Genomic DNA, 21,543 nt, shown 5'->3' on the forward strand with positions numbered 1-21,543 from the left:
GACGTGTTCTGCCGCCGCACTGTTTCGCTTGAGTTGTTCCATGTTGTTCCTTCCTTACGGCACCGATGCACCGCTTTATCATTGGCCGATCGCTACCGGGACGATCATCTTTGCCAATGTCGCGATTTTCTTTGCCACGACGGCGCAGGTCCTGTTTGGAAATATGGAGATCGAGTCGGTCGAGTTCTTGATCCTTCAATTCAACCAAATCAATCCGTTTCAATGGATCAGTAATGCATTCATGCATGGCGGTTTCATGCACTTGCTTGGCAACATGTTTTTTCTGTGGGCGTTCGGGATCGTGGTCGAGGGCAAGATCGGCACAGCCATGTTCACGGGATTGTACTTTCTAATCGCTGCCATGGATGGGGCTGCTGTACAAGTTCCAATGTTTTTGCTGAGCGGCGAAGGAGCTGCGTTGGGAGCGTCGGGAGTGATCTTTGGGTTGATGGTGATCGCGATGTTGTGGGCACCCGAGAATGAAGTCGATTGCTTCTATATGATCTTCTTCACCTTCGGTACAGCCGAAATCCGCATCATCGCACTCGGTGCGACCTTTGTCTTTATGCAGGTCGCTTTTCTGTTTCTTGGCGGATTCTCGATGTCTTCCGAAATGCTACACATGATTGGTGCTGCGATAGGGCTGCCGATTGGCGTGCTTATGCTTCGTCAAGGCTTGGTGGACTGTGAAGGATGGGATGTGATATCACGGAATCCGTTCTTGCAAGAGTACGAGTTGCTTTGTAGTGAGAAGCAACGCCGACGAATACTCCGTCAAACCGAGAGCACCGATGACCCCATGTCGGCAGCCCTTCGTACCTCAAGCACTGCAGCGGTACAGACACCTACGGTAGTGGCGTCAAAAACGGCGGCGGCCATCCCTGTGGTCCCAGCTGTCAAAGCCAAAACGCAATCGCGAATGCCCAATCTTTTTTCAAGAAAGAGGGCTGGGGTCGCGGCGCAGCAACCCGCTCCCAACGTGTCGGCACATCCCGATTTCAATCGCTTGGCGTTTACGCTGCGTCAATCGATCCAAACGGAAACGATGGCAACGGCCGAGCAAGCGTTCGCCCGAATCGAACAACTGAAACTCTCTTCCGCGATATCCGACCGTACGTTGTTCGCGTATGCTTCCTTGCTAGGCAAGCGAAAACGTTGGCTCGAAGCGATTCATCCACTGACGATCATTGCCAACCACAACAGAGAATTAGCGGATCCATCCCGAATTCGAATCTCGCAAATCCAATTAACCGTTATGAAGAAACCGGAACTCGCCATACAGACCTTACTACAGATCAAAGATTCCGAAAACCAAACGGCGGCGCTGATCAAAAAGCGAGACCAATTGCTCGCATCCGCAAGGAAGTAGATGCATCGTCTTGACTTGTCCTCCAATTCCGCAATGATACATTCATCGAACTTGCCGTGTCCTTGGCTGGAGGCAAACGTATTGTGGAAAGACTTTGTCGTGTCCATCCGCTTTTTAAGAAGCGACTTTCACGGTTGAAAGTCTGTACCGGCATCGAACTGGATCCGAAGGCGTTTTCTTCGCAGGCCCTTTTTTCACAACCCGATTGCTTCGTCGCAATCACGTCGAGTCGTTTGGGGCATGACGCACAGCTACATCGTCAGGTGTGTCGATTTTTATCGCACCGAATGATGGATCTTCGCCACCGATCGGCTCACCTCTTGGTCGCAGCAAATTCGGCCATCGAACCATTGGCGATGCGTGCTGCGGAGTTGTTTCGCATTCCTATCACGCGGCTTTTTGTTGACGAGAAATGTCCTTCACTGGCGGATTATGACTGCTCCATCTATACCAACAAGCGATTGTCTCGCGATCAACTCTTGTTGGGGATTGCTGACCGAGTCGACGCCGTCTACGTTCGTCCCAAAGGCAAAATCGCCGCCGCGCTCGAGCAGCGAATCAAGACCGAGCGATCGGCTTCAACACGCGTTGCGGTGATCAACCAACCGAAAAACGCTGCTGCTGAATTGATTGACTCCGGTGCAATCGGATGGTTCTTAACGGGCTCACGGAATGATTTCGATGACATGGTAGCTCGACGTGCTGAGCTTGACTCGATCGATTATTCTTCGCCCTCTTGGATTCACGATGCCAATCGATGGTTGATCCATTGCACGCGAGGATGCACAGGAGCGTGGCCAGGGCAAACGGTGAAGCAGTATCAAGACGAAATGTTGCTTGGCGATGCGGGTGTGACTCAGCGTACGGCTTTTGATGTTTTGGTTCGGATCGTTCAAAAACGCCGCCTCATCGCAAATGCGGTCACCAGTGCAAAGGCTTATCCGGTCGTCTGTTTTTCTCAACGTTCGCTTGCCGAGTGTTTGCGAAAACGAATATACCGGTCGCATGTCGGACGGTGGGACGGAGAACCGTACGGCATCGCAATCGATCTCGAAGCGGCTAGACGCATTGGGATTCGTCCGGTCCTCTATGGCGATCACGCGACACGACCTACGATCGATCGAGCTGACCAATATCGATTCCAAGCTCGAGGAAAAACCTTCGACTGGACCGCAGAGCGGGAATGGCGGGCGGATCGATCGGTTGATCTGATGCAGTTCTCTGCTGACCAGGTTCGTGTCTTCGTCGCAACCGAGAGCGAAGCCGCGCGTCTAAGGTCGATCTCGAAATGGGAAGTAGGTTCGGTCGAGTCGTGCTAGCAACACAGACCCGGCGAGCAAAAACAGACCCGGCGAGCAACTGGGGCGACGTTTACGGAGTGGTCAACGTTTGTACACACGCGTTGCTTTCCTAGCAGCCTTCACAAAAAAAGTGGGTGTTTTCACTGGCTGATACGTATATGATGGGGGGACTGGCATTGACCCTGTAGCGATGGAGACGATGTTGTACGCTCGCAAGGCGTTCTTCGAATCGAGGCCATAGCGAAAGTGGTTGCAAGATAATGTTACATCAACGAGCTGAATCATGAGTCATTTCAACGAGGGCCAGTCTGGCCTGTCCCGTCTTCTTTCCCGTTCGCCTCTTGCTGGAAAGCGGCGGCCGAAAGATTCTCGTTCTCGTGGACGTCGCAAGCCTCGTGTTTGTCGTTACGAGGTGCTCGAAGCTCGTCGGGTTTTGGACGCTGCGATTTGGCACAACGTGTTACGCGCGACCGACGTCGATGCAGAGCAGGGTCTGAGGGCGAGTGATGCGCTCGCGATCATTAACGAATTGACCGATCGACGTTACAGCGATCCTGGGACTGGCGCTTTGATTACGGAGTTTTCCGAACAGACACGTCCTCCCTTTTATGATGTGAATTGCGATGGCAAGGCGACCGCTCACGATGCGTTGGTGGTGATCAATGCACTTTCGGGTTCGGAGTTCGGCTCGATTTACTCCTTTGCCTCCTCGGTCGACGGGGAAACGACTGGCGGCAGTTACGATGCGGTTGGTTGCCATGTCCGGCTCAACGAAGGCACGAGTCTACGGACGGAGGTGTCAAGTCAACTGACGTTGCCAAGCGACGACGCTGGCGTAAGCGTTCGCTTCGAAACACCGGTGTTCGATACCGCATCGACCGAATCGATGCAGGATGCTTTTGAAGTGACGGTTACGGACACCGCTGGCAACTCCCTCACCCAGCCCTTTGCCTATGGACGAACGGCATCGCTGAATTGGTCCGAGCGTACCGCTGACGCAGTGGGGCTGGCGACTTCATTGGACGACGGAGGAACCTCGCCAACGTCCGTTCATGAAGCGGTGATCAATTTGGCTCATCTTGACGCCGGGACGGAAGTCATCGTGACGGCACGCCTACTCAATAACGACCGCGATGAGACTTCGTCGGTCGTGATCCACGATATGAAGCCTGTGACCGGCATGTCGATGCCACCGATGGAGTATGCAGGGGAATCGACATCGGGCTTGCAATCGGGCGGATTGCTGGATGGAGGTCCGCTGGTTGTCGAAAACTTGGAAGACGTTTCCGCTAGCATGGAGGCTCATTATGGGCGGACCTCGTATATTTCGGATCGATCCCAGATTATCAGTGAGCTTGTCGTCACCAACCGCGGCAATCAAGCGGTAACCGGGCAGATGATCGTGGTGTTGGATCAATTCAGCGAGATCGATACCTTCGTCATGCATCCTGACGGATTGCTGGCCGATGGTCGGCCTTACTTTGACATGACCGCATCACTTGATGGCCCGCTCGGTCCGGGTGAGTCGACACGGCCTCGTGAGATCCGTTTCACCAACCCGGGTGATACACGATTCGGCTATCGTTTGACGACTTTGGGTGACTTGAATGTCGCCCCGAGTGGGTTCACGACAACGCCGCTTACCAAGATCGAAGCGGGCCATACGTATCATTACGATGCCGTTGCGGCTGACGAGGACGACCAGTCGCTCGTGTACAGCGTGGTGACGGGGCCACCGGAGGCTACGATCGATTCGGAGACCGGCCGATTGTCGTGGGAGACGCTTTCGAGTGATCTCGGACGGCATCATGTCGTATTGCGTGCGACCGATCCGTATGGGTTGTTCGTCGAGCAGCGTTTCGAGATAGAGGTGGTCGAATCGCTCGCAAACCGACCGCCGAACTTCGTCAGCGATCCGATCACCGACGCAATTGCATCGAGCGGATTTGAGATCACAACGGTGGGGGTAGGTGATTCGCCGGCGGGTGTGGCGACGATCAGCGGTTTCCAAGGTCCACGAATCGTAACAATCAATTCCGGCGAGCAAACTGTTGGTGTCTACGCGGGCGAGAACAACGACCGATTTGATGATGCGACGAGTTATTCGACAGGATTTCCAGCTGCCGATGGTCAGTTGTTTGATGTGGGATACAAGGTTGATGTTGGCATACCCGAATACCTTTCGGCAAGCGATAGCAATGGCGTCTTCGGCATGGATCAGGGCGACCTCAACGGTGATGGCATTCTCGATATGGTCACGCTGTTTGCGTTTAACTCCTCCGTGCTGGGGCTCCAATATCAATTGCGGATTACGGCGGTGCTTGGCGATGGCGATGGCGGCTTTGGTGCGCCGATTGAGATCTACGCCCATGACATCGGTAGCAACATTTATGATCCTCGGAATCTTTTGCTTCGCGACTTTACCGGCGACGGCAACTTGGACGTGGTAGCGGTCGAGCGGCGGCAGGATCCGCGGCTGATCGTCATTACAGGAAATGGCGATGGAACGTTTGGAGAGGCATTGGAGCAGACATTTACTAATCCAGTCAGTGACTTTTTCGCGGCGGATGTAAACGAAGATGGCGTTTTAGATCTCGTCGGGCGGACCGCAGTGCTGGGCTTTGGTGCCAACTATGAGGCGGTGTGGATGAAGGGTGTCGGCGATGGGACTTTCGCAGAACCGGTCGTTATTGGCTCAGCGGGCGAAGCTCCGAATTGTTGCTATTCAACGCAAACGCGGCCTTACGACGTTCTCGATGTAAACGGCGACAGCCACCAAGATCTGGTGATTGCTGTGGGTAGCAACATCCAGGTTTACCACAACGATGGGGCTGGCAACTTCACACTGGCTGCCGATTTCGATCCCGAAGGCAATTTTACCCCGTACTATTGGATCCGTGGCGGAGACTTCAACGGTGATGGGAATGTCGATCTGGCATTTCATCGCTCAACGGCCAGTCTCGATGTCTTACTTGGGGATGGTAGTGGGATCGATTTTACTTATCAGCCAGGGCCTGAAACAGATGCTTGGCTCAGCAACTATGCGGGCAGTGACAATCCTGTAGATGTTGATTTCGATGGCGATCTCGACTTGATTTTTGGGAATGCGAACGGCGATTGGACTTCGACGAAAGTTGCCATTAACGACGGCACAGGGCTCTTTCAGATTACGGAATATGCCATGCTAGACTTCTCGGGTGACGTCGAACCGCTCGAGGTCGGAGATATTGCCCGCGGGGCAATGTTCGGTGATTACAACCGCGACGGCGTCATGGATTATTCGTACTTCACAGAAAGCGGTGACTTTGACGGAGTCGGGATCCGGCTGGGAACCCGCCCCGGAGAGTTTGGCGGTACACGGACCGTTCCTGCGATATCAGGTGCGATTTGGAAAGAGACACTCGCTGCCGATTTCGATGGTGATGGTGCCGTCGATCTTTTGGACGTATCGAACGACCGCATCTATCTGGGCAATGGCGACGGGACCTTTGCGGAGCCATTCCCGTCGCTTGGTGTCTCTCGGCCAACCGGGGTCGGTGCGGTTGCGGACTTTAACCTAGACGGCTTGCCTGACGTCGTCGCCACGCGGGCACGCGCGAATGGGAGTCGCTATTATGTTGCGCTTTCCAATGGAGATGGGACGTTTACTGTCAGTGACGATCAACCGGGTGGCGGTTTTTATGGCTACAACGATTTCCAAATCGCGGATTTCAATTCGGATGGATTTCCGGATTTTGTGACGAAGGATTCAATTGCCCGGTACATTGATGTCTACTTGAATGATCCGCAAGATCCCGGCGTCTTTACGCATACGCATCGAGAGCAGCTTCCGGATGGTTCTCAAGGCGTGAACGTCTCATTCTGGGAGCATGCCTTTGTCACCAGCGATTTTACGGGCGACGGCCTACCCGATCTGGCGTTTGCATCGCGTGAATCTGGCCAGGAGATCATGCTGGTGGTGATGGCTGGCGATGGCGCCGGCGCTTTCACGCTTCACAATCAGTTTGCAGCCTACCAGGAGGACACAATTACCCCGCTCGTCGGCTCGATCGACACGGCAGGCGATTATATGGCGGGTGATCTGGACGGCGATGATGACGTTGATCTCGTCATCGCCTCGGTCGCTGGTCCACTGATCTTTTTAAATGATGGTACCGGCGTTTTCGAACTGTTCCAACATCTGGAGGATTCAGGAAGAGCGCAGAGATCTCGTGATAGTTGGCTAGTGGATTTCAATGAAGATGGCCATTTGGATTTAGTGACGGATTCCGATCACTCGTCAACCGCTCAAGGTCGCGGTCCGCTATCGGTCCGGCTGGGTCGCGGCGATGCGACGTTCGAACCTCCCCAACGCATTGGCATGGTGGGGTCGACAGAGGAAGGTGTGTTCATCGATGTGGATCATGATGGGCATCTCGATTTCGTACACGGCTCAGACGGTGTTGGCAACTACCACCCGGATACGACGTCGATCTATGCAGGACGACGTGATGACTTGGTCGATCTTGTCGCCGTCGACCTTGACGGCGACGGCAATGAAGAAGTTCTGACAATTCAAGACCAGATGGACCGTCTGCAGATCTTCGTCGGAGACAACCTGGGGCGTCTGACGCGTCAATCTGATTTATTGACTGGCCGATCTCCCAAGGCGGTCACAGCAGCGGACATTGATGCCGATGGGCAAATGGAGTTGATCACCGCCAATCGCGCCAGTCGTAGTCTAAGTGTTTTCGCGGGCAATTTGGCGAGCGGCTATGCCTCGACTGACATACCGGTTGGCAATGGACCGATTGACGTTGCGGCAGCCGATGTCAACGGCGATGGCCATATCGATATCGTGGCCCTCGATGACTCGTTGAACGCCCTGTGGGTTTTTCAGGGCGATGGCACTAGCACGCTTGGTCAGCCGACGGCAATTGCGATTGGAGACAAACCTGGGCGACTAACGCTCGCAGACGCGGACGGCGATGGTACGATCGAGGCTGTCGTTACCTTGCCCGATACGAACCGTCTGATGATCTTAAGCGATTTGGCTAGTAATCCGACCGGTTCACCCATCTATGTCGATCTCGCATCCACGCCAAGCGACGTGACAGCGGTTGACCTGAATGACGACGGCAATCCCGATTTGGCCGTAACGCTTTCCGAAGACGACGTGCTGGCAATCTTTTTTGGTCGAGGGAACAACCAGTATGCCAGGCCGCAAAACATCCGCGTCGGAGATCATCCAATGCGTGTGACGCTTGCGGATGCAGACGAAGATGGACGTACGGATTTGATCGTTGCGAACTCGGGCGATGCGACCGCCAGCGTGATCTACAACCGCTTCGATCCCAACGAAGTTTACCGCTACGACAGTGATGCGGTGGATCCTGACGACGATCCGCTCACCTACTCTATCGTTGATGGTCCAGGCGGACTCATCATCAACCGTGACTCGGGCGCTTTATTGTGGGCGGCATCTCCAGATCAAGTTGGTGTCCATGACGTTACGATCGCAGCGGATGATGGTCGGGGAGGTGTGGCCACGCAGTCGTTCAAGATCGACGTCGTGCCCGCCCGTGAGAATGCTGCACCGCTGATCGCGACGGAGCCGGTAACCTCGATTGGGGCAAACGAAAAATTCAGCTACGCTGCGACCGCCGTTGACGGAGATCAGGATGCTCTTCGCTATCGACTACTGAACGCGCCAGACGGTGCCACGCTCGATCCCACCACCGGTGAATTGGACTGGGATGGGCGAGGGCAAGCGTTTATCTACGCTCCCTATGACGAAGGGGGCGACGTGCGTGTCCCGGCGGATGCTTCCTTACAGCCAAGTAGCGTTACGGTCGAAGGTTGGTTCAATATTCACACATTGACCGCCAGCAACAGTGCTTCCGTTCTGTTTAGGCTGCCGGGTGCTTACGGCAATGCATTCTACCTGCGAACTCGCTTCAACACGCAGTTGGAGCTCGTGATGAATTTCGATGGACAGACAATCACTTTCCGGCCGGAATTCGAGGCTCGCGAAGATCGTTGGGTTCACATGGCGCTGACTATCGATGATGCTACGAAAACGGCCACCATCTATGCCGACGGACGCGTTGTCGGCACGACATCCATTCCAGATTCGATCGCCTATTCAGAGGATGGGATTCTGGAAGTTGGATACGGTGGCCAGTACAAGACGATGGCGACGCTCGATAACTTCCGCGTCTGGAACGTCGCCCGGTCAGCAGCCGAGATACAAGAAGGGATGGGGCGACAGTATGAGAACCATCCTGAATTGGTACTCGATTTCCGATTCGAGGATACTTATGCGCTGTCGGTGAAAGACTACTCCGGCAACAACAATTTCGGCTACCGAACCTCCAATGGGTTGCTGCCACAGCCAACGTCAGGGTTGGTAACCCCTGGCCAACACGATTTCTCAATCGCTGTCGAAGACGGCCGTGGTGGGTACGACGAGCAGTCGTTTACGGTCAATGTTCTGCCGGAGCTGCGTGGTTCCATCACCGGCCACCTTTTCGATGATCTGAATCGAGATGGCGATCAAGACGATGGCAGCGAGGAAGGTATCCCCGCCGAACCGCCGCTCGAAGGCTGGCAACTCTACATCGATACCAACGGCAATGCTTATCCGGACCCAAGCGAACCAACGGCCACCACGGATGCTAATGGTGATTATCGCTTCGAGGGTCTCTTGCCGGGTAGTTATCCCGTTCGCGTTTCACCGATGGCCGGTTACGACGTGCCGCCCGGCGCGATGCCGGTCAGTGTCACGGCCAACGACGAGACCGCTTTTGACTTGGCCATCGAGCAACTGTCGCTAAGCCACATCCGTGGGCAATTGTTGACCGAAGATGCGGAGGCGGTGGCCTACTGGAAAGTGTTTGCGGACCTCGACAATGATGGTTCGCGAGGTGAAAACGAACCGATGGCGGTCACAGATCGCAACGGTGATTATGCGCTGACGGGGCTCGATTCGGGCACCTACAAGATCCACACGGAGCTGCCTGCTGGCTGGGCGGACACGGCGGGCCGTGATGGACTGACGGTCACGCTGGCCGACGACGAGATTTCAGCGGGCAATGATTTTATCGTTGAGCCAACCAACACCTCGGTCACCGGCGGTGTGCACTTTGTCACCACGCCGAGCACAACGATCGAAGCCAGGCAAACGTTTCGCTATGCGTCGGTCGCCATGGGCATCGCCGCCGATGCGATCACCTACGATCTATCGCTAGCACCCGCTGGCATGACCATTGATCCTCAAACCGGACTCGTTGCCTGGCGTCCGTCGATTGATCAAGTCGGCGAGCATTTGGTCATCCTGCGAGCCACTAACGTATCCGGCTCCATATCCTTGCACGATTTCAATCTCAACGTCACCGCACCGAACACTCCGCCGGTGATCACCCGTGGCACAGGCCTCTTGCCTGTGATTCCTACCTTTTCCACGACAGCCTACTCCACCATCTCCTACAGCTACGACATCATCGCCCAGGACGCTGAATCGACAACACTGACTTACACGCTCACGAATGCCCCGGCTGGTGCGACCATCGATGCCACGACAGGCCGAATTGCCTGGACACCCGCGGCTAGCGACGTCGGCTCACATGCATTTACGGTCGAAGTCGCGGATGAAGCGGGTGCATCCACGACGGCCACTTGGTCCGTCGAGGTTACCACCGAAACACCGACCGTATTGCCGCTGGATGTCAATCTGCCGCGAACGACCGCGGCGGTCGTCACCGACTACTTCAGCCGTATCGGCGCAATCGATCAGCTCGGTCGACCTGTCAGCTGGTCGCTTTCGAATGGCCCCGCCGGTTTAACCGTGGAGCCAGACGGCACGATCGAGTGGACGCCTTCGTCGAGCCAGCTCGGTACTCAATCGGTCGAGTTGGCGGCCACGACCGCTGATGGCGACACCGAAACAATCACGTTCGAGATCGAAGTCACCGGTCGCCTCAAGAATGCCCCTCCGTCGATCGATTCTGCTCCGCTGCTTTCGGTGTCACTCGGACAACCCTACGAGTACGACGTGATGGTATCCGATCCCGATCGAGATATCCTTGCATTCACATTGCTCGACGCTCCCATCGGCATGAGTGTCCATCCATCGATGGGACATGTCCGCTGGACACCTGCTGGCGATCAACTTGGTGAACACGTCGTGCTTATCCAGGTCAGTGATCCGCTGGGCGCCACGGCGACTCAGGAATTCACACTCAACGTCAGCCGCTTTGGTGGTCCGCCGCGGATCGTTAGCGTGCCGCCGACGGAGGCCAATGTGGGATCCTCGCTGTTGTACACGGTCGTTGCGATCGATCGCGAAGGCGATCCGTTGACGTTCACTCTACTGACGGCACCGACCGGGATGACGATTGTCGAAACCACCGGCGAGATCTCATGGACGCCTGCGGTCGATCAAGTCGGTCAGCAAGATGTGGTGATTCAAGTCAGTGATGGTGTGGGCGGCGCCGCAACACAGGCGTTCGCGATCAACGTCGCGGCGGGCACTGCCAATTTGCCGCCGCAGATCACCAGCGATGCACCACGTTTTGGTTCGGTCGGAACGGAATTCATCTATACCCTATCGGCCACCGATCCGGAGAGCACCACGATCACCTACAGCCTGGGACGCGGACCGACCGGCATGACGGTCGATGCGGCCACGGGCGTGGTCAGTTGGACTCCGGCGACCGATCAAGCTGGCAAGCACGTCGTCACGCTGATCGCCACCGATGCGGGTGGAGCCAGTGCCATCGAGTCGTTCGAGTTTGACGTGTTGGCGCAGAACTCGGCACCAGTCATCAACAGCATCGCACCGTTGAACGTGTCCGCCGGTGAAGTCTTCAAGTACGACGTCTTGGTCAGTGACGCGGATCTCGATCAACTCTCGTATGAGTTAACGAGCGTTCCTGCCGGAGCCGAGATCGACTCCTTTGGACGCATCCGCTGGCAGACGGACATTTCACTCATTGGTTCGCACGACTTCACCGTGAAGGTTAGCGATCCGCGTGGCGGCGAAGTCATGCAGAGTTTTACGCTCGAGGTGATCGAGGATGTTATTCCGCCCAAGCTCAGCCTGATCGAGAACCTTGGCGAGGGATCTCGCAACGTCCTACCATGGCAGGGTCCCTTCAAGGTGTTTGTCAAAGCGATCGATAACGTAGCGATCGCGTCGTTGACGCTACAAGCCAACGGTCAGGACATCCCGCTCGACGCCGCCGGCACCGCCACGTTTACCTTCGAGGATTGGACGTTCCAAACGATCAACGCCACGGCAACCGCGATTGATACCAACGGCAACGTGACCACCAAGACGATCACGTTTGATTACGATTTCCCGGAAGGCTGGAGCGGAGCGGGTACGGAAGACATCCCCACCGCGGTGATCACAAGTCCAACGGACACCGAGTCGGTCACCGGCATGGTCAGCATCGTCGGCACCGCCGCCCACGAGGATCTATTCGGTTACAAGCTGTCGTACCGCCGCGTGGATGAGACCAGTTACACCGAGTTCTACGAGAGCACGACTGCTGTCACCAATGGCGAACTCGGCGTCTGGGACACCAGTTTGTTAGTCAACGACGAATACGTGATTCGTCTCGAAGTCGCCACCAATGCGGGCATCGTCAACGTCGTCGAGCACCACGTTGGGTTGGCCGGCGAGCTGAAGCTCGGGAATTTCCGTTTGAGCTTTACGGACATGGTGATCCCGGTCGCCGGAATCCCGATCGAGATCACACGGATCTACGACACGCTACAAGCCGACCGTGAAGGCGACTTTGGTTATGGTTGGCGATTAGAGTATCGCAACACGGACTTACGGGTGGGCTTACCAAATAGCGGCCTCGAAGACATTGGCATCTACTCGGCCTTGCGTCCTGGTGTGAAGGTCTACTTGAATGTTCCCGGCGAAGGCCGCCAGGGTTTCACCTTCGACCCAGATATCCGCGTGCTACCTGGATTTGGCGGGAACAACTTGGTCCTCGCTCGTCCCCGCTTTACCCCTGACCCTGGTGTGACTTCAACGCTCTCGACGGGAACCAGTAGCTACCTGCAGGTCAACGAACAGGGCGAACTGTACGCCCCGGGCGGCATTCCGTACAACCCTGCCAGTCCAAGTTTTGGCGGTGCGTATGTATTGACGACACGCGAAAAAATTACCTATCGAATTGATGGTGGGACAGGCAAGCTTCTTTCGGCCGATGATCGAAATGGCAATACGATTCGCTTTACGGACGCGGCAATCTTGAACGATTCGGATCAGTCGATGGTTCACTTGAGGCGAGATAGTCGAGGGCGTATTGTTTCGATTGGCGACAATGAAGGGGGAGTCACACAGTATCTGTATTCGTCCGGCGATCTTGTACGAGTTGTTGACCCCGATGGCTACGACACCAAAGTGTCTTACGATGGACAACATCGAATTACCGAGATCATTGACCCCCTTGAAAGGCCAATTGTTCGCAACGAATACGATTCCAATGGACGGCTAACGAAACGAACGGACGCCTCGGGGCGTGAAGTCCAGTTCGATGTGGATGCATCGCTGAGGCAAGAAGTGATTGAAGATGTTGATGGTGCCGTGACCGTTCACCAATACGACAATCGTGGAAACCTTGTCCACTCAACGGATCCTCTTGGCGGCGTGACGCAGCGCAGTTTTGATTCCAATAACAATCTCATCGAGGTCGTCAACGCGAATGGTGAAATCACGCGGCAAACATTCGACTCCACCGGCAACTTGTTAATGCGCACTGAAGCCGATGGAGGCATCACTCGATTTAGTTATGCCAGTGGGGACCGCTTGACGTCATGGGTCGATCCGACCGGACGCGGATTGCGATTTGAGTATGACGAACAAGGTAATCTCGTTAAACGAATCGATTTGCAGGGCAATATGGTCGTGCAGCGATCCGTCAATTCGAAAGGGCTCATCGAGTCAGAAACGGATGCAGACGGTAATCGAACAACATTCACCTATGATGCGATGGGAAACCAAACGTCGGTGTCCGACCCCTTGGGGCGATCGCAAACACAGACCTATGATGCGACTGGAACTCCGATCACTTTTGAAACTGCGGGAGGAACTCGATACGAATTTAAGACCGATTCGCGGGGCCTGTATAACGAAGCGAGCTCAGAAACGGGCGCTTCAATTAAATTAGTGTTTGATGGTACCGGAGAATTGGCGAGCGTGATTGATGCGGAGGGCGTTGAGGCCTTCTCGATCAGTTATGACAGCAACCAACAGGAAACCATGTTTGAGGACTCGTTGAACCATGCTCAAACGCGAGAGTACAACGAGAAGGGGGAACTCGTTCGATTGGTGAATGAAACGGGGGCCGCGGTTCTCTTTGTCTACGATGCACTGGGACGCCAAATTCGCGTCGACTTGCCCGACGGCGGCACGATCAAAAACGGCTATGATCCCGTCGGTCGCTTAATCACGCGAGAAGATCCTTCCGGTGCGACCACGACTTACGACTACGATCCGACAGGTCGGTTAATTTCACAAACCGACCCGCTCGGCGGCATCACTCGCTATCAGTACGATCTGGCGGGACGGTTGACTCATGTGACCGATCGTGGCGACTATACGACCGAGACCATTTACGATGATCGTGGACTTGCTGTCGAGACAGTTTTTGCAGACGGATCACGGATCCAACGCGAATACGACACCAAGGGTGAACTTATCGCCGTGATGGATCCGCTGGGGCAGGTTCAACGATTCGCTTACGACCTAGTAGGCAACCTCGTCACCGTCATGAACCCGGACGGATCAAGTGCGCACTTCGTCTACAATGACGACAACTTGATTTCTGAGCAGACCGATGCCTTGGGGCGAACCACTCAGTTTCAATACGATGAAGCAGGGCGATTGGTCTCGAAGGTCTACCCCGATGGATCGACCGTAAGGACCATCTACAATGCAGCTGGACTTGTGACTTCGCAAATCGATAGCGATGGTTCCAAGACCGACATAACGATGGACCGTAATGGGCGAGTCGTCGAACGTCGCTTCGCCGACGGACTAAGCGAATCGTTTGTCTATAACGATGATGGATCGCTTGCCGAAAGCATTAATGACCAAGGTACGACTCGATACCAGTATGACACGACGGGGCGACCAACGAAAATTGAATTTCCCAATGACACCGAGCTGATTTACACTTATGATGCTCGTGGCTTGAGGCAGAGCGTTACCCAGTCGTTCGCTGATGGCTTAGCGAAGACGACGCAGTACACCTACGATGAACTTGGGCGAATCAAATCGGTGACCACAACGGACGACGCGGTTGTCTCCTACCACTACGATTCTCGCGACAACGTCACCCGAATCGACTATCCAAACGGAATCGAAGCGGAATTCGCCTACGATTCATTTAGCCGAATGACACTTGCCCAGTACGTCCGTGGCGAAGAAGTGCTGGCGAGTGTGCAATATGCGTATGACGCAGCAGGACGGAGAAGCGAAGCCCGTTATGACAGTGGTCGTTTGGTAGAGTACAGCTACAATGATCGTGGATGGCTCGTCGACGAAACGCATTACGATGGCGATGGCTTGATCCTTTATCAACAATCACACTCCTATGACGCTGTGGGTAACGCGATCACCCGAATTGTTGGTGAGACGGAAACGACGCTCGTTTACAACTTGTTGGATCAAGTCGTCTCTAGCGGCATGGTTTCTTTTACCTATGACGAAGATGGCCGACTGCAATCGAAAACGGTGGGCGAACAGACGATTGAATACCGCTATGATGCTGAAGGACAATTGATTCGGGTTGTTGGTAGCGACGTGGACGTGACGTACCAGTACGACGCGAGTGGCTATCGACTTTCGCGGTCCGTCGGCGATGAGGAAACAATTTATGCGAATGATCCGTTTGACTTGTCCGGCGTCACTCAAGTTGTCGGCGAATATCGAGACGAGGGTGCCGAGGCATTTTACTATGTCTACGGTGATCGCCCGCTGATTCAATCCGATGCCGCAGAGCATCATCACTACATGTTGCTCGACGGATCAACCGACGTGATAGCCATCGCTGACGAATCGGGGGTGATCGCGGCGAGACACCAATACGATGCATTTGGAATGGTTATCGAGTCGGAAGGGAATTGGCCGAGTGAACTTGGTTTTGCTGCGGAGCATTTAGGAGGCGAAGAAGGACTGGTCTACCTGCGGGCGCGTTACTACGATCCGGTTCTCCAGCGATTCATATCAAGAGACCCCGCTCAAGGGGATCTGGCAGATCCTCAATCGCTACATCGATACCTCTATGCAAATAACAACCCCGTCACCTATGTGGATCCGACTGGCGAGACTCCGTTTTCACTCGCGGAAGTTCAGGTTGCCTCGACCGTGACGGGTGGCTTGATTGGGGGCGTGTTCTCCTTCGTCGGCGCCTATGCGGGTGGCAAACGCGGTTTCGCACTCGTAACAGAAACATTTATTGGAGCTGCGTTTGGAGCGTTTGGCGGTGCATTTGGTGCGTCGCTTTCGAAGGCCTTTACGAGTTCGACCGTCGTGGCCAAAGCAATCTCAAATCCGCTGGTTGCAAAATATGCAGGCCGAATCGCCTACGCGATCCCGCCGACAGTCGCCAGTTTTACCGAGGATGTGACCAAAGGGATCAACAGCGGCGACATTAAGAACGCCAGATTCACGCGAGACGTCTTTTTTAATGCAGGTGCAAATCTGTTCTTTAATGTTCTGGTCGGGCCGGGCGTCGTTGACATTCGCGAAATCCGTCCTGTACTGAATGCGACTAGTCAAAAGCTGGTCAACAATGGAACCACCTTCTACAAAATCTTGACCTCAGCAGAACGGGCAGCACTCAAAGCCAAGTATACGGAACGTCTCGGCGAGTTGGTCAAACACACCTTGCATCTCAATCCAAGTAACCTTTCCAAGAGCGAGGAGGTGCTGCTGGATTTCATGTTCAATTTAGTCAAGATTATTCAAAGCGCGGTTTAGGTCCACGCCACACTGTAACTGTTTCGATTGTAACAGATCACAGATGGTGCCACCCACTAACCGATTGACTTGATTGCGTTTATCCTACCATTTGGGTTCTTCTTTCGTTGCGTCTCTCAGGATATGTGGGCGATGGTCTGGGCGTCGCTCAGTTCCATGTCAGCAGACTGGCGGACGTGGGTTTTGGCTTTGCAGATAGCGGAACGAGTGACTTTGCACTGGCGTATCAAGCCAAATCCAATACGAATTCGAGGGGGCTTGCTGCGGGTTGTGATTGTGCTATCTGGGTTGGCTAACACCGTCCCATTTGCGTGCATGACAGGGTTTGCAATACCAGGATTGAAGTCCCGCCTACGCTTCGGGCGGGTTGCTGCTGGTGGGTGGTTCGAAGTTGAACTCCTGCCATTTCACATTCTTGTCCATCGGTTCGATTCGCATCACCAGTAGCCCGTTTTGGTAGAGCCGGACGGTTCCGGTGGATTGGCTAACGACGACCGAGATCGCTTTGGTTTTTTGGCTGATCGCCGCCGCGGCCCAGTGCCGGGCACCGAGTCCTTTGCTCATCGTCAATGCGTCGTGGGAAACCTCTAGCATTTGGCGGCTTTTTTCGATCACACCATCGCTATTGATAATAAACGCACCATCTAATTGAGCGATTTCCTTGGCGTCTTCTTGAACCTTTTTGTCGAGCAAATTCCGTTGTCTGCGGTTGTAACCTCGAAACGGATCGACTCCGCTGTCGTTGGCATGATCGAGCACATGACGGGTATCACCGACGACGAAAAGCGTGCCGACGGGTTTGCCTTCACGGCCTTCGCGGCCAATTTGTGCCGCCAAATCGATGACCGCTTTGATTGTTTTTAGAGGGACGCGACTTTCGATCGATTGCAGGTCGCGGACGGTTAATTGCCGCATGCGTTCGTCGATTTGCAAATGGCTGATCGAATCGAGTCGGCCTTGTTGAAAACCGCTGTAAAGAGCGATCACCTCACCATTGGTACGAATGAATTCATCTGCTGCGGATTCGAGCAAGGCATGTTGAAGTCGCTCGAGCAACGGCGCTTTTTCCTTGTTCAGCGCTAACGGCTTGAGACCCGCCTCCGCAGCACCTTCTAGGTCCTCGGGGGAGTCGACAGCCACGATGATTGGTTTGTCGATGGGTTGGACCAACTCCGCGATCTTTTTCCAATCCGTCGAGCCATCTAACAACATCAACATCGCATCAGCATTACGGTCGCGCATCAAAGCAGCTGCGGTGCGGATCATTGCCGCATTGTGTTTCGTTAGACGTTGTGTCGCCACCTGCAATCTCAGGACAAAAAGAGGAACGTGAAAGAAAGATCAAGCATGCCTATCAAGTATTGACCACGTAGCGGAAAGCGGCAAGCAGATTGGCCAGGAAATCTGGCAAATTGAACGGTATTATGTAGCCGCGTCTCTCCGAGACGTGACGTTTCCGTGAGACAGGCTTTTCGTTGCTCGTGCTTGAGAAGAGACGCATGGAAGCCTGCCCCGTTGTTTTATCCTGCTTTCGGCACCTGCTTGCCTTGCAATTGGTATACGTATCGCAAGACTTCGGCGACGGCTTGGTACTGATCCGCCGGGATCGATTCGCCAATGTCGACCGTTTTGTAGAGCAATTGGGCCAACGGTTTACGCTCAACCACCGGTACACCATTTTCAAGTGCCAAACGGCGGATCCGCTGGGCCACCGAACCGGCTCCCTTGGCCAATACGATCGGAGCTTGCATCGTTTTCGGATCGTACTTGATCGCGATCGCTAACTCGGTCGGATTCGTCACCACTGCGTCGGCCTTCGGCACTTCGCTGGCGATTCGTTGCTGCATCATTTGGCGTTGGACTTGACGGCGCCGTTGGGCGACTTGCGGGTCCCCTTCGCTCTCTTTCATCTCGTCGCGTACCTCCTGGTCCGTCATCATCAGGTCTTGCTCGAATTTCCACTTTTGGAATGCATACTCCAAAATAGCCAAGACGAACAATGCACCGCCGACCCAAACGCAAACGCCAAGCAAACAATGAAACATCGTGGAAGCGATTTGTGGGATCGACATCGATGCCAAACCCAGTATCGGTTCTTGGTACTTTCGTACTGCGAAATAAGCAACAACGCCGATGATGCCAACTTTAAAGATCCCGAACCCCAGCTTGGCAACACCCTGGACCGAAAGAATCCGTTTGGCACCCGCTAGCAAACTCAAGTGACTGAGTTTGGGAGCGAGTTTTTGGGGCGACAAAACCAGTCCGCTCTGAGTGACATTGATCAAAATCGCGGCGACCATCATCGTTAGCATGATTGGCACCGTTGCGATCCCCAACCGAGTTGCGGTCGTCAGCAGCCAATTCGAGGCATCGTTGGTATTCGGCGAGGCGATGCGGGGCGTTGAAAGGGCATCGGCAATGGATCCTGCTAGCATCTCGGTTGCCGGTCCGCCGAGCATCCAAAGTGATCCCAAGGCAGCCAAGAGAAGCGCGGCCGACGTCAAGTCTTGGCTGCGAACGACTTGCCCCTCTTCACGCGCCTGGCGACGTCGTTTATCGGTTGCGGAATGCTTCTTGTCGGCACCACTATCGGCCATGATTCAATCACCAAAGGTTGTTGAGACGGTCGATGGTTTTGGCTAGCTCATCTTGGAAAATCAAGCTTACTGATCCTATCGTCAATGTGGTGACTACCAATAACGCCAATGCATTCAGACTAAGTCCAATCGCCAAGACGTTGATCTGTGGCAGCGTACGGCTGATGAGTCCGGTCAGTAGATTGCTCAATAGAAGTGTAGCTACGACGGGAGCCGAGACACGGATTCCGGCGACCACGCCAGCGCTTAATTGTTCGACGATCAAGCTCATCATCGAATCGCTAAAGGTGACATTCCCCGCCGGCAACGCATCGAAACTATCGACCAGAACTTGTAGAATCATTCGATGACCTCCGACACAGAACATGACCGCGGTGACAAAAATTCCAATGAACGTAGCGAGTGTCGGCATATTGCTCTTGGTTGTCGGATCGACCGAGTTGGCAAGCTGCATCCCCCCGGTACTACTCATCGCTTCGCCCGCTAACTGAAGCCCTGTCACGATCAGTTGGATCGTTGCACCGATCAGCAAACCAATGATTCCCTCGCGCGCGATCGCGATTGCAAGGTCAACTAGGTTGTCAAGGGCTGGCAGCGAACCGGGGTCAAGATTGGCGGCGACGGGGGGAAGCAACAACACCGTCATCGTGACGGCTAAGAAAGCTCGTACCCGCCGGGGCACACCGACACCAACCGCGGGCATCGACATCAGCAACGTGCTGAGCCGAGTCAGGACAAGGACACCGAGGACGAGATGGTCGATGGCGTACTGGACGAACGATTGGAATTCCTCCGATCCCATCAAGGCGACCCTGCGTTAACAAATATCATGCGAGTGAACTCGACCATGTGCTCGATCAACCAAGGGGTACAGGCAATGAGGACAGCAGCCATCGCCAATATTTTGGGAACAAATGCCACGGTTTGATCTTGGATTTGGGTCAAAGCTTGCAAGAGACCAATCGTCAAACCCGCCGCCATGCCAACGAGCAGCATCGGAGCGGCCGTGATAACGGCTGAAACCATCGTCGTTCGGCAAAGGTCAACCGCCGTCGCTGTATCGATCATCGTGCTTATTCTCATTCGTATAGGGTGATCCCGCGGCCATGGCCGCAGGTATCCTTACTCGTTACAAAGTAGGAGTTTGGGAACAATCTTGCTTGAGGTATGACTCATCCCAATGTTCCAAAACTGTTCATTAGCATCTCGACCACCAATCGCCACCCGTCGACTAACACAAACAATAGCAACTTGAATGGCAACGAGATAATCGCTGGTGGCAACATCAGCATCCCCATCGAAATCGTGACGCTGGCGACTACCAAATCGACGATTAGGAATGGCAGATAGATCTGAAATCCCATCAAGAACGCCGTCTTGAGCTCACTCAAGATAAATGCGGGCAACAGCACTCGCAGCGGAACGTCTTCAAACGAACTTGGTGCTGTGGCGTCGGGATCCATATAACCATAAAACAGATGAACGTCATCATGGTTCCCAGCAACATCAATTTGCCGTGACATGAAATCGCGAATTGGTATCGAGCCCGCTTCGTAGGCTTCTTCCATCGACATCGTAACGTCGGGATTGGTGTAAGGTTCGATCGCGTCATCATAGACGCGAGTCCATACGGGGGTCATCACGAACAAGGTCATGAACAACGCGATGCTCGTCATCACTTGACTCGGCGGCATCGATTGAAGACCAATCGCCTGTCGCAGCAAACCGAGCACAATGATGATGCGGACATAGCAAGTGGTCATCAACAACACCGCCGGAGCCATGCTGAGGACGGTCAAAAGCAGCAGCACCTTCAAGCTACTCGTCAATCCCTCGGGGCTCGTCCATTGCTCGGGGCCACCACCAAGGACATCAAGCGTTTGAGCCGGAATTTTAAGTGGTTCAGGCTGGACGATCGACGGGGCCGCTGTTTGCGACGCTGTTTGCGGAGACGCTTGTTGTGCGACCGCTTTGGGCGCAGCAACGACCGCAAGCATTATTAGGAAAATCAAAATGGTCGCAAAACGTTTCAAACCGTCGTCGCTCCATCGGTGTGGCCTGTCGGTCAGAGTGTTGGTGCAACTTTAGTGAAAATCGACCGAAAAATGAAAGAGAGATTTTGGAGGATTCGAGCTCGCATCCCTCACCGACCGAACGATCGAAAATTCTTTTTCTTGAGAATGCAGGAAAGCTGCGGATGCCGGGGCCGGTGACGACTACGTCAACTTTTCCGAGCTTGAGTGGTTGTCATTGGGCATCGGCTACCGGTGATTAGCCATTCCCGACCCCTCG

General features: G+C 54.5%; 8 protein-coding genes. 3 read left to right on the plus strand and 5 right to left on the minus strand.

The window, feature by feature from the left end; genetic code table 11:
- Positions 1-40 precede the first annotated feature (40 nt).
- The 3 genes from Q31b_RS13325 (at position 41) to Q31b_RS13335 (ending at position 16,654) form a co-directional block, all read left to right on the plus strand.
- Positions 41-1,369: a rhomboid family intramembrane serine protease gene (locus Q31b_RS13325; protein ID WP_146600184.1), complete on the plus strand. Its 1,329-nt coding sequence runs from the start codon at positions 41-43 to the stop codon at positions 1,367-1,369.
- Between the two features lie 134 nt (positions 1,370-1,503).
- A complete protein-coding gene (locus Q31b_RS13330; RefSeq protein ID WP_146600185.1) occupies positions 1,504-2,688 on the plus strand; it encodes a hypothetical protein in 1,185 nt (394 codons plus the stop codon).
- A gap of 265 nt (positions 2,689-2,953) precedes the next feature.
- Positions 2,954-16,654, plus strand: coding sequence for an FG-GAP-like repeat-containing protein (locus Q31b_RS13335; RefSeq protein WP_146600186.1), 13,701 nt, complete (start codon positions 2,954-2,956; stop codon positions 16,652-16,654).
- A 351-nt stretch (positions 16,655-17,005) separates the two neighbouring features.
- On the opposite strand, the gene Q31b_RS13340 is transcribed toward Q31b_RS13335, so the two are convergent.
- From Q31b_RS13340 to fliP, 5 genes are all read right to left on the minus strand, one after another.
- Positions 17,006-17,920 (minus strand): DNA integrity scanning protein DisA nucleotide-binding domain protein, encoded by a 915-nt coding sequence (locus Q31b_RS13340; protein ID WP_146600187.1) that lies wholly within the window; start codon positions 17,918-17,920, stop codon positions 17,006-17,008.
- A gap of 254 nt (positions 17,921-18,174) precedes the next feature.
- A complete protein-coding gene (flhB, locus tag Q31b_RS13345; protein WP_146600188.1) occupies positions 18,175-19,251 on the minus strand; it encodes a flagellar biosynthesis protein FlhB in 1,077 nt (358 codons plus the stop codon).
- Positions 19,252-19,258: 7 nt separating this feature from the next.
- A complete protein-coding gene (locus tag Q31b_RS13350) occupies positions 19,259-20,053 on the minus strand; it encodes a flagellar biosynthetic protein FliR (RefSeq protein WP_146600189.1) in 795 nt (264 codons plus the stop codon).
- Positions 20,053-20,319 carry a flagellar biosynthetic protein FliQ gene (locus Q31b_RS13355; protein ID WP_146600190.1) on the minus strand — a complete coding sequence of 89 codons (267 nt, stop codon included), beginning with the start codon at positions 20,317-20,319 and terminating at the stop codon, positions 20,053-20,055. The genes Q31b_RS13350 and Q31b_RS13355 overlap by 1 nt, the downstream gene beginning before the upstream one ends.
- A 104-nt stretch (positions 20,320-20,423) precedes the next feature.
- Positions 20,424-21,248, minus strand: coding sequence for a flagellar type III secretion system pore protein FliP (gene fliP, locus Q31b_RS13360; RefSeq protein ID WP_390622328.1), 825 nt, complete (start codon positions 21,246-21,248; stop codon positions 20,424-20,426).
- Positions 21,249-21,543: the final 295 nt, after the last annotated feature.

The sequence above is a fragment of the Novipirellula aureliae genome, from assembly GCF_007860185.1.
Taxonomy (GTDB): Bacteria; Planctomycetota; Planctomycetia; order Pirellulales; family Pirellulaceae; genus Novipirellula_A; species Novipirellula_A aureliae.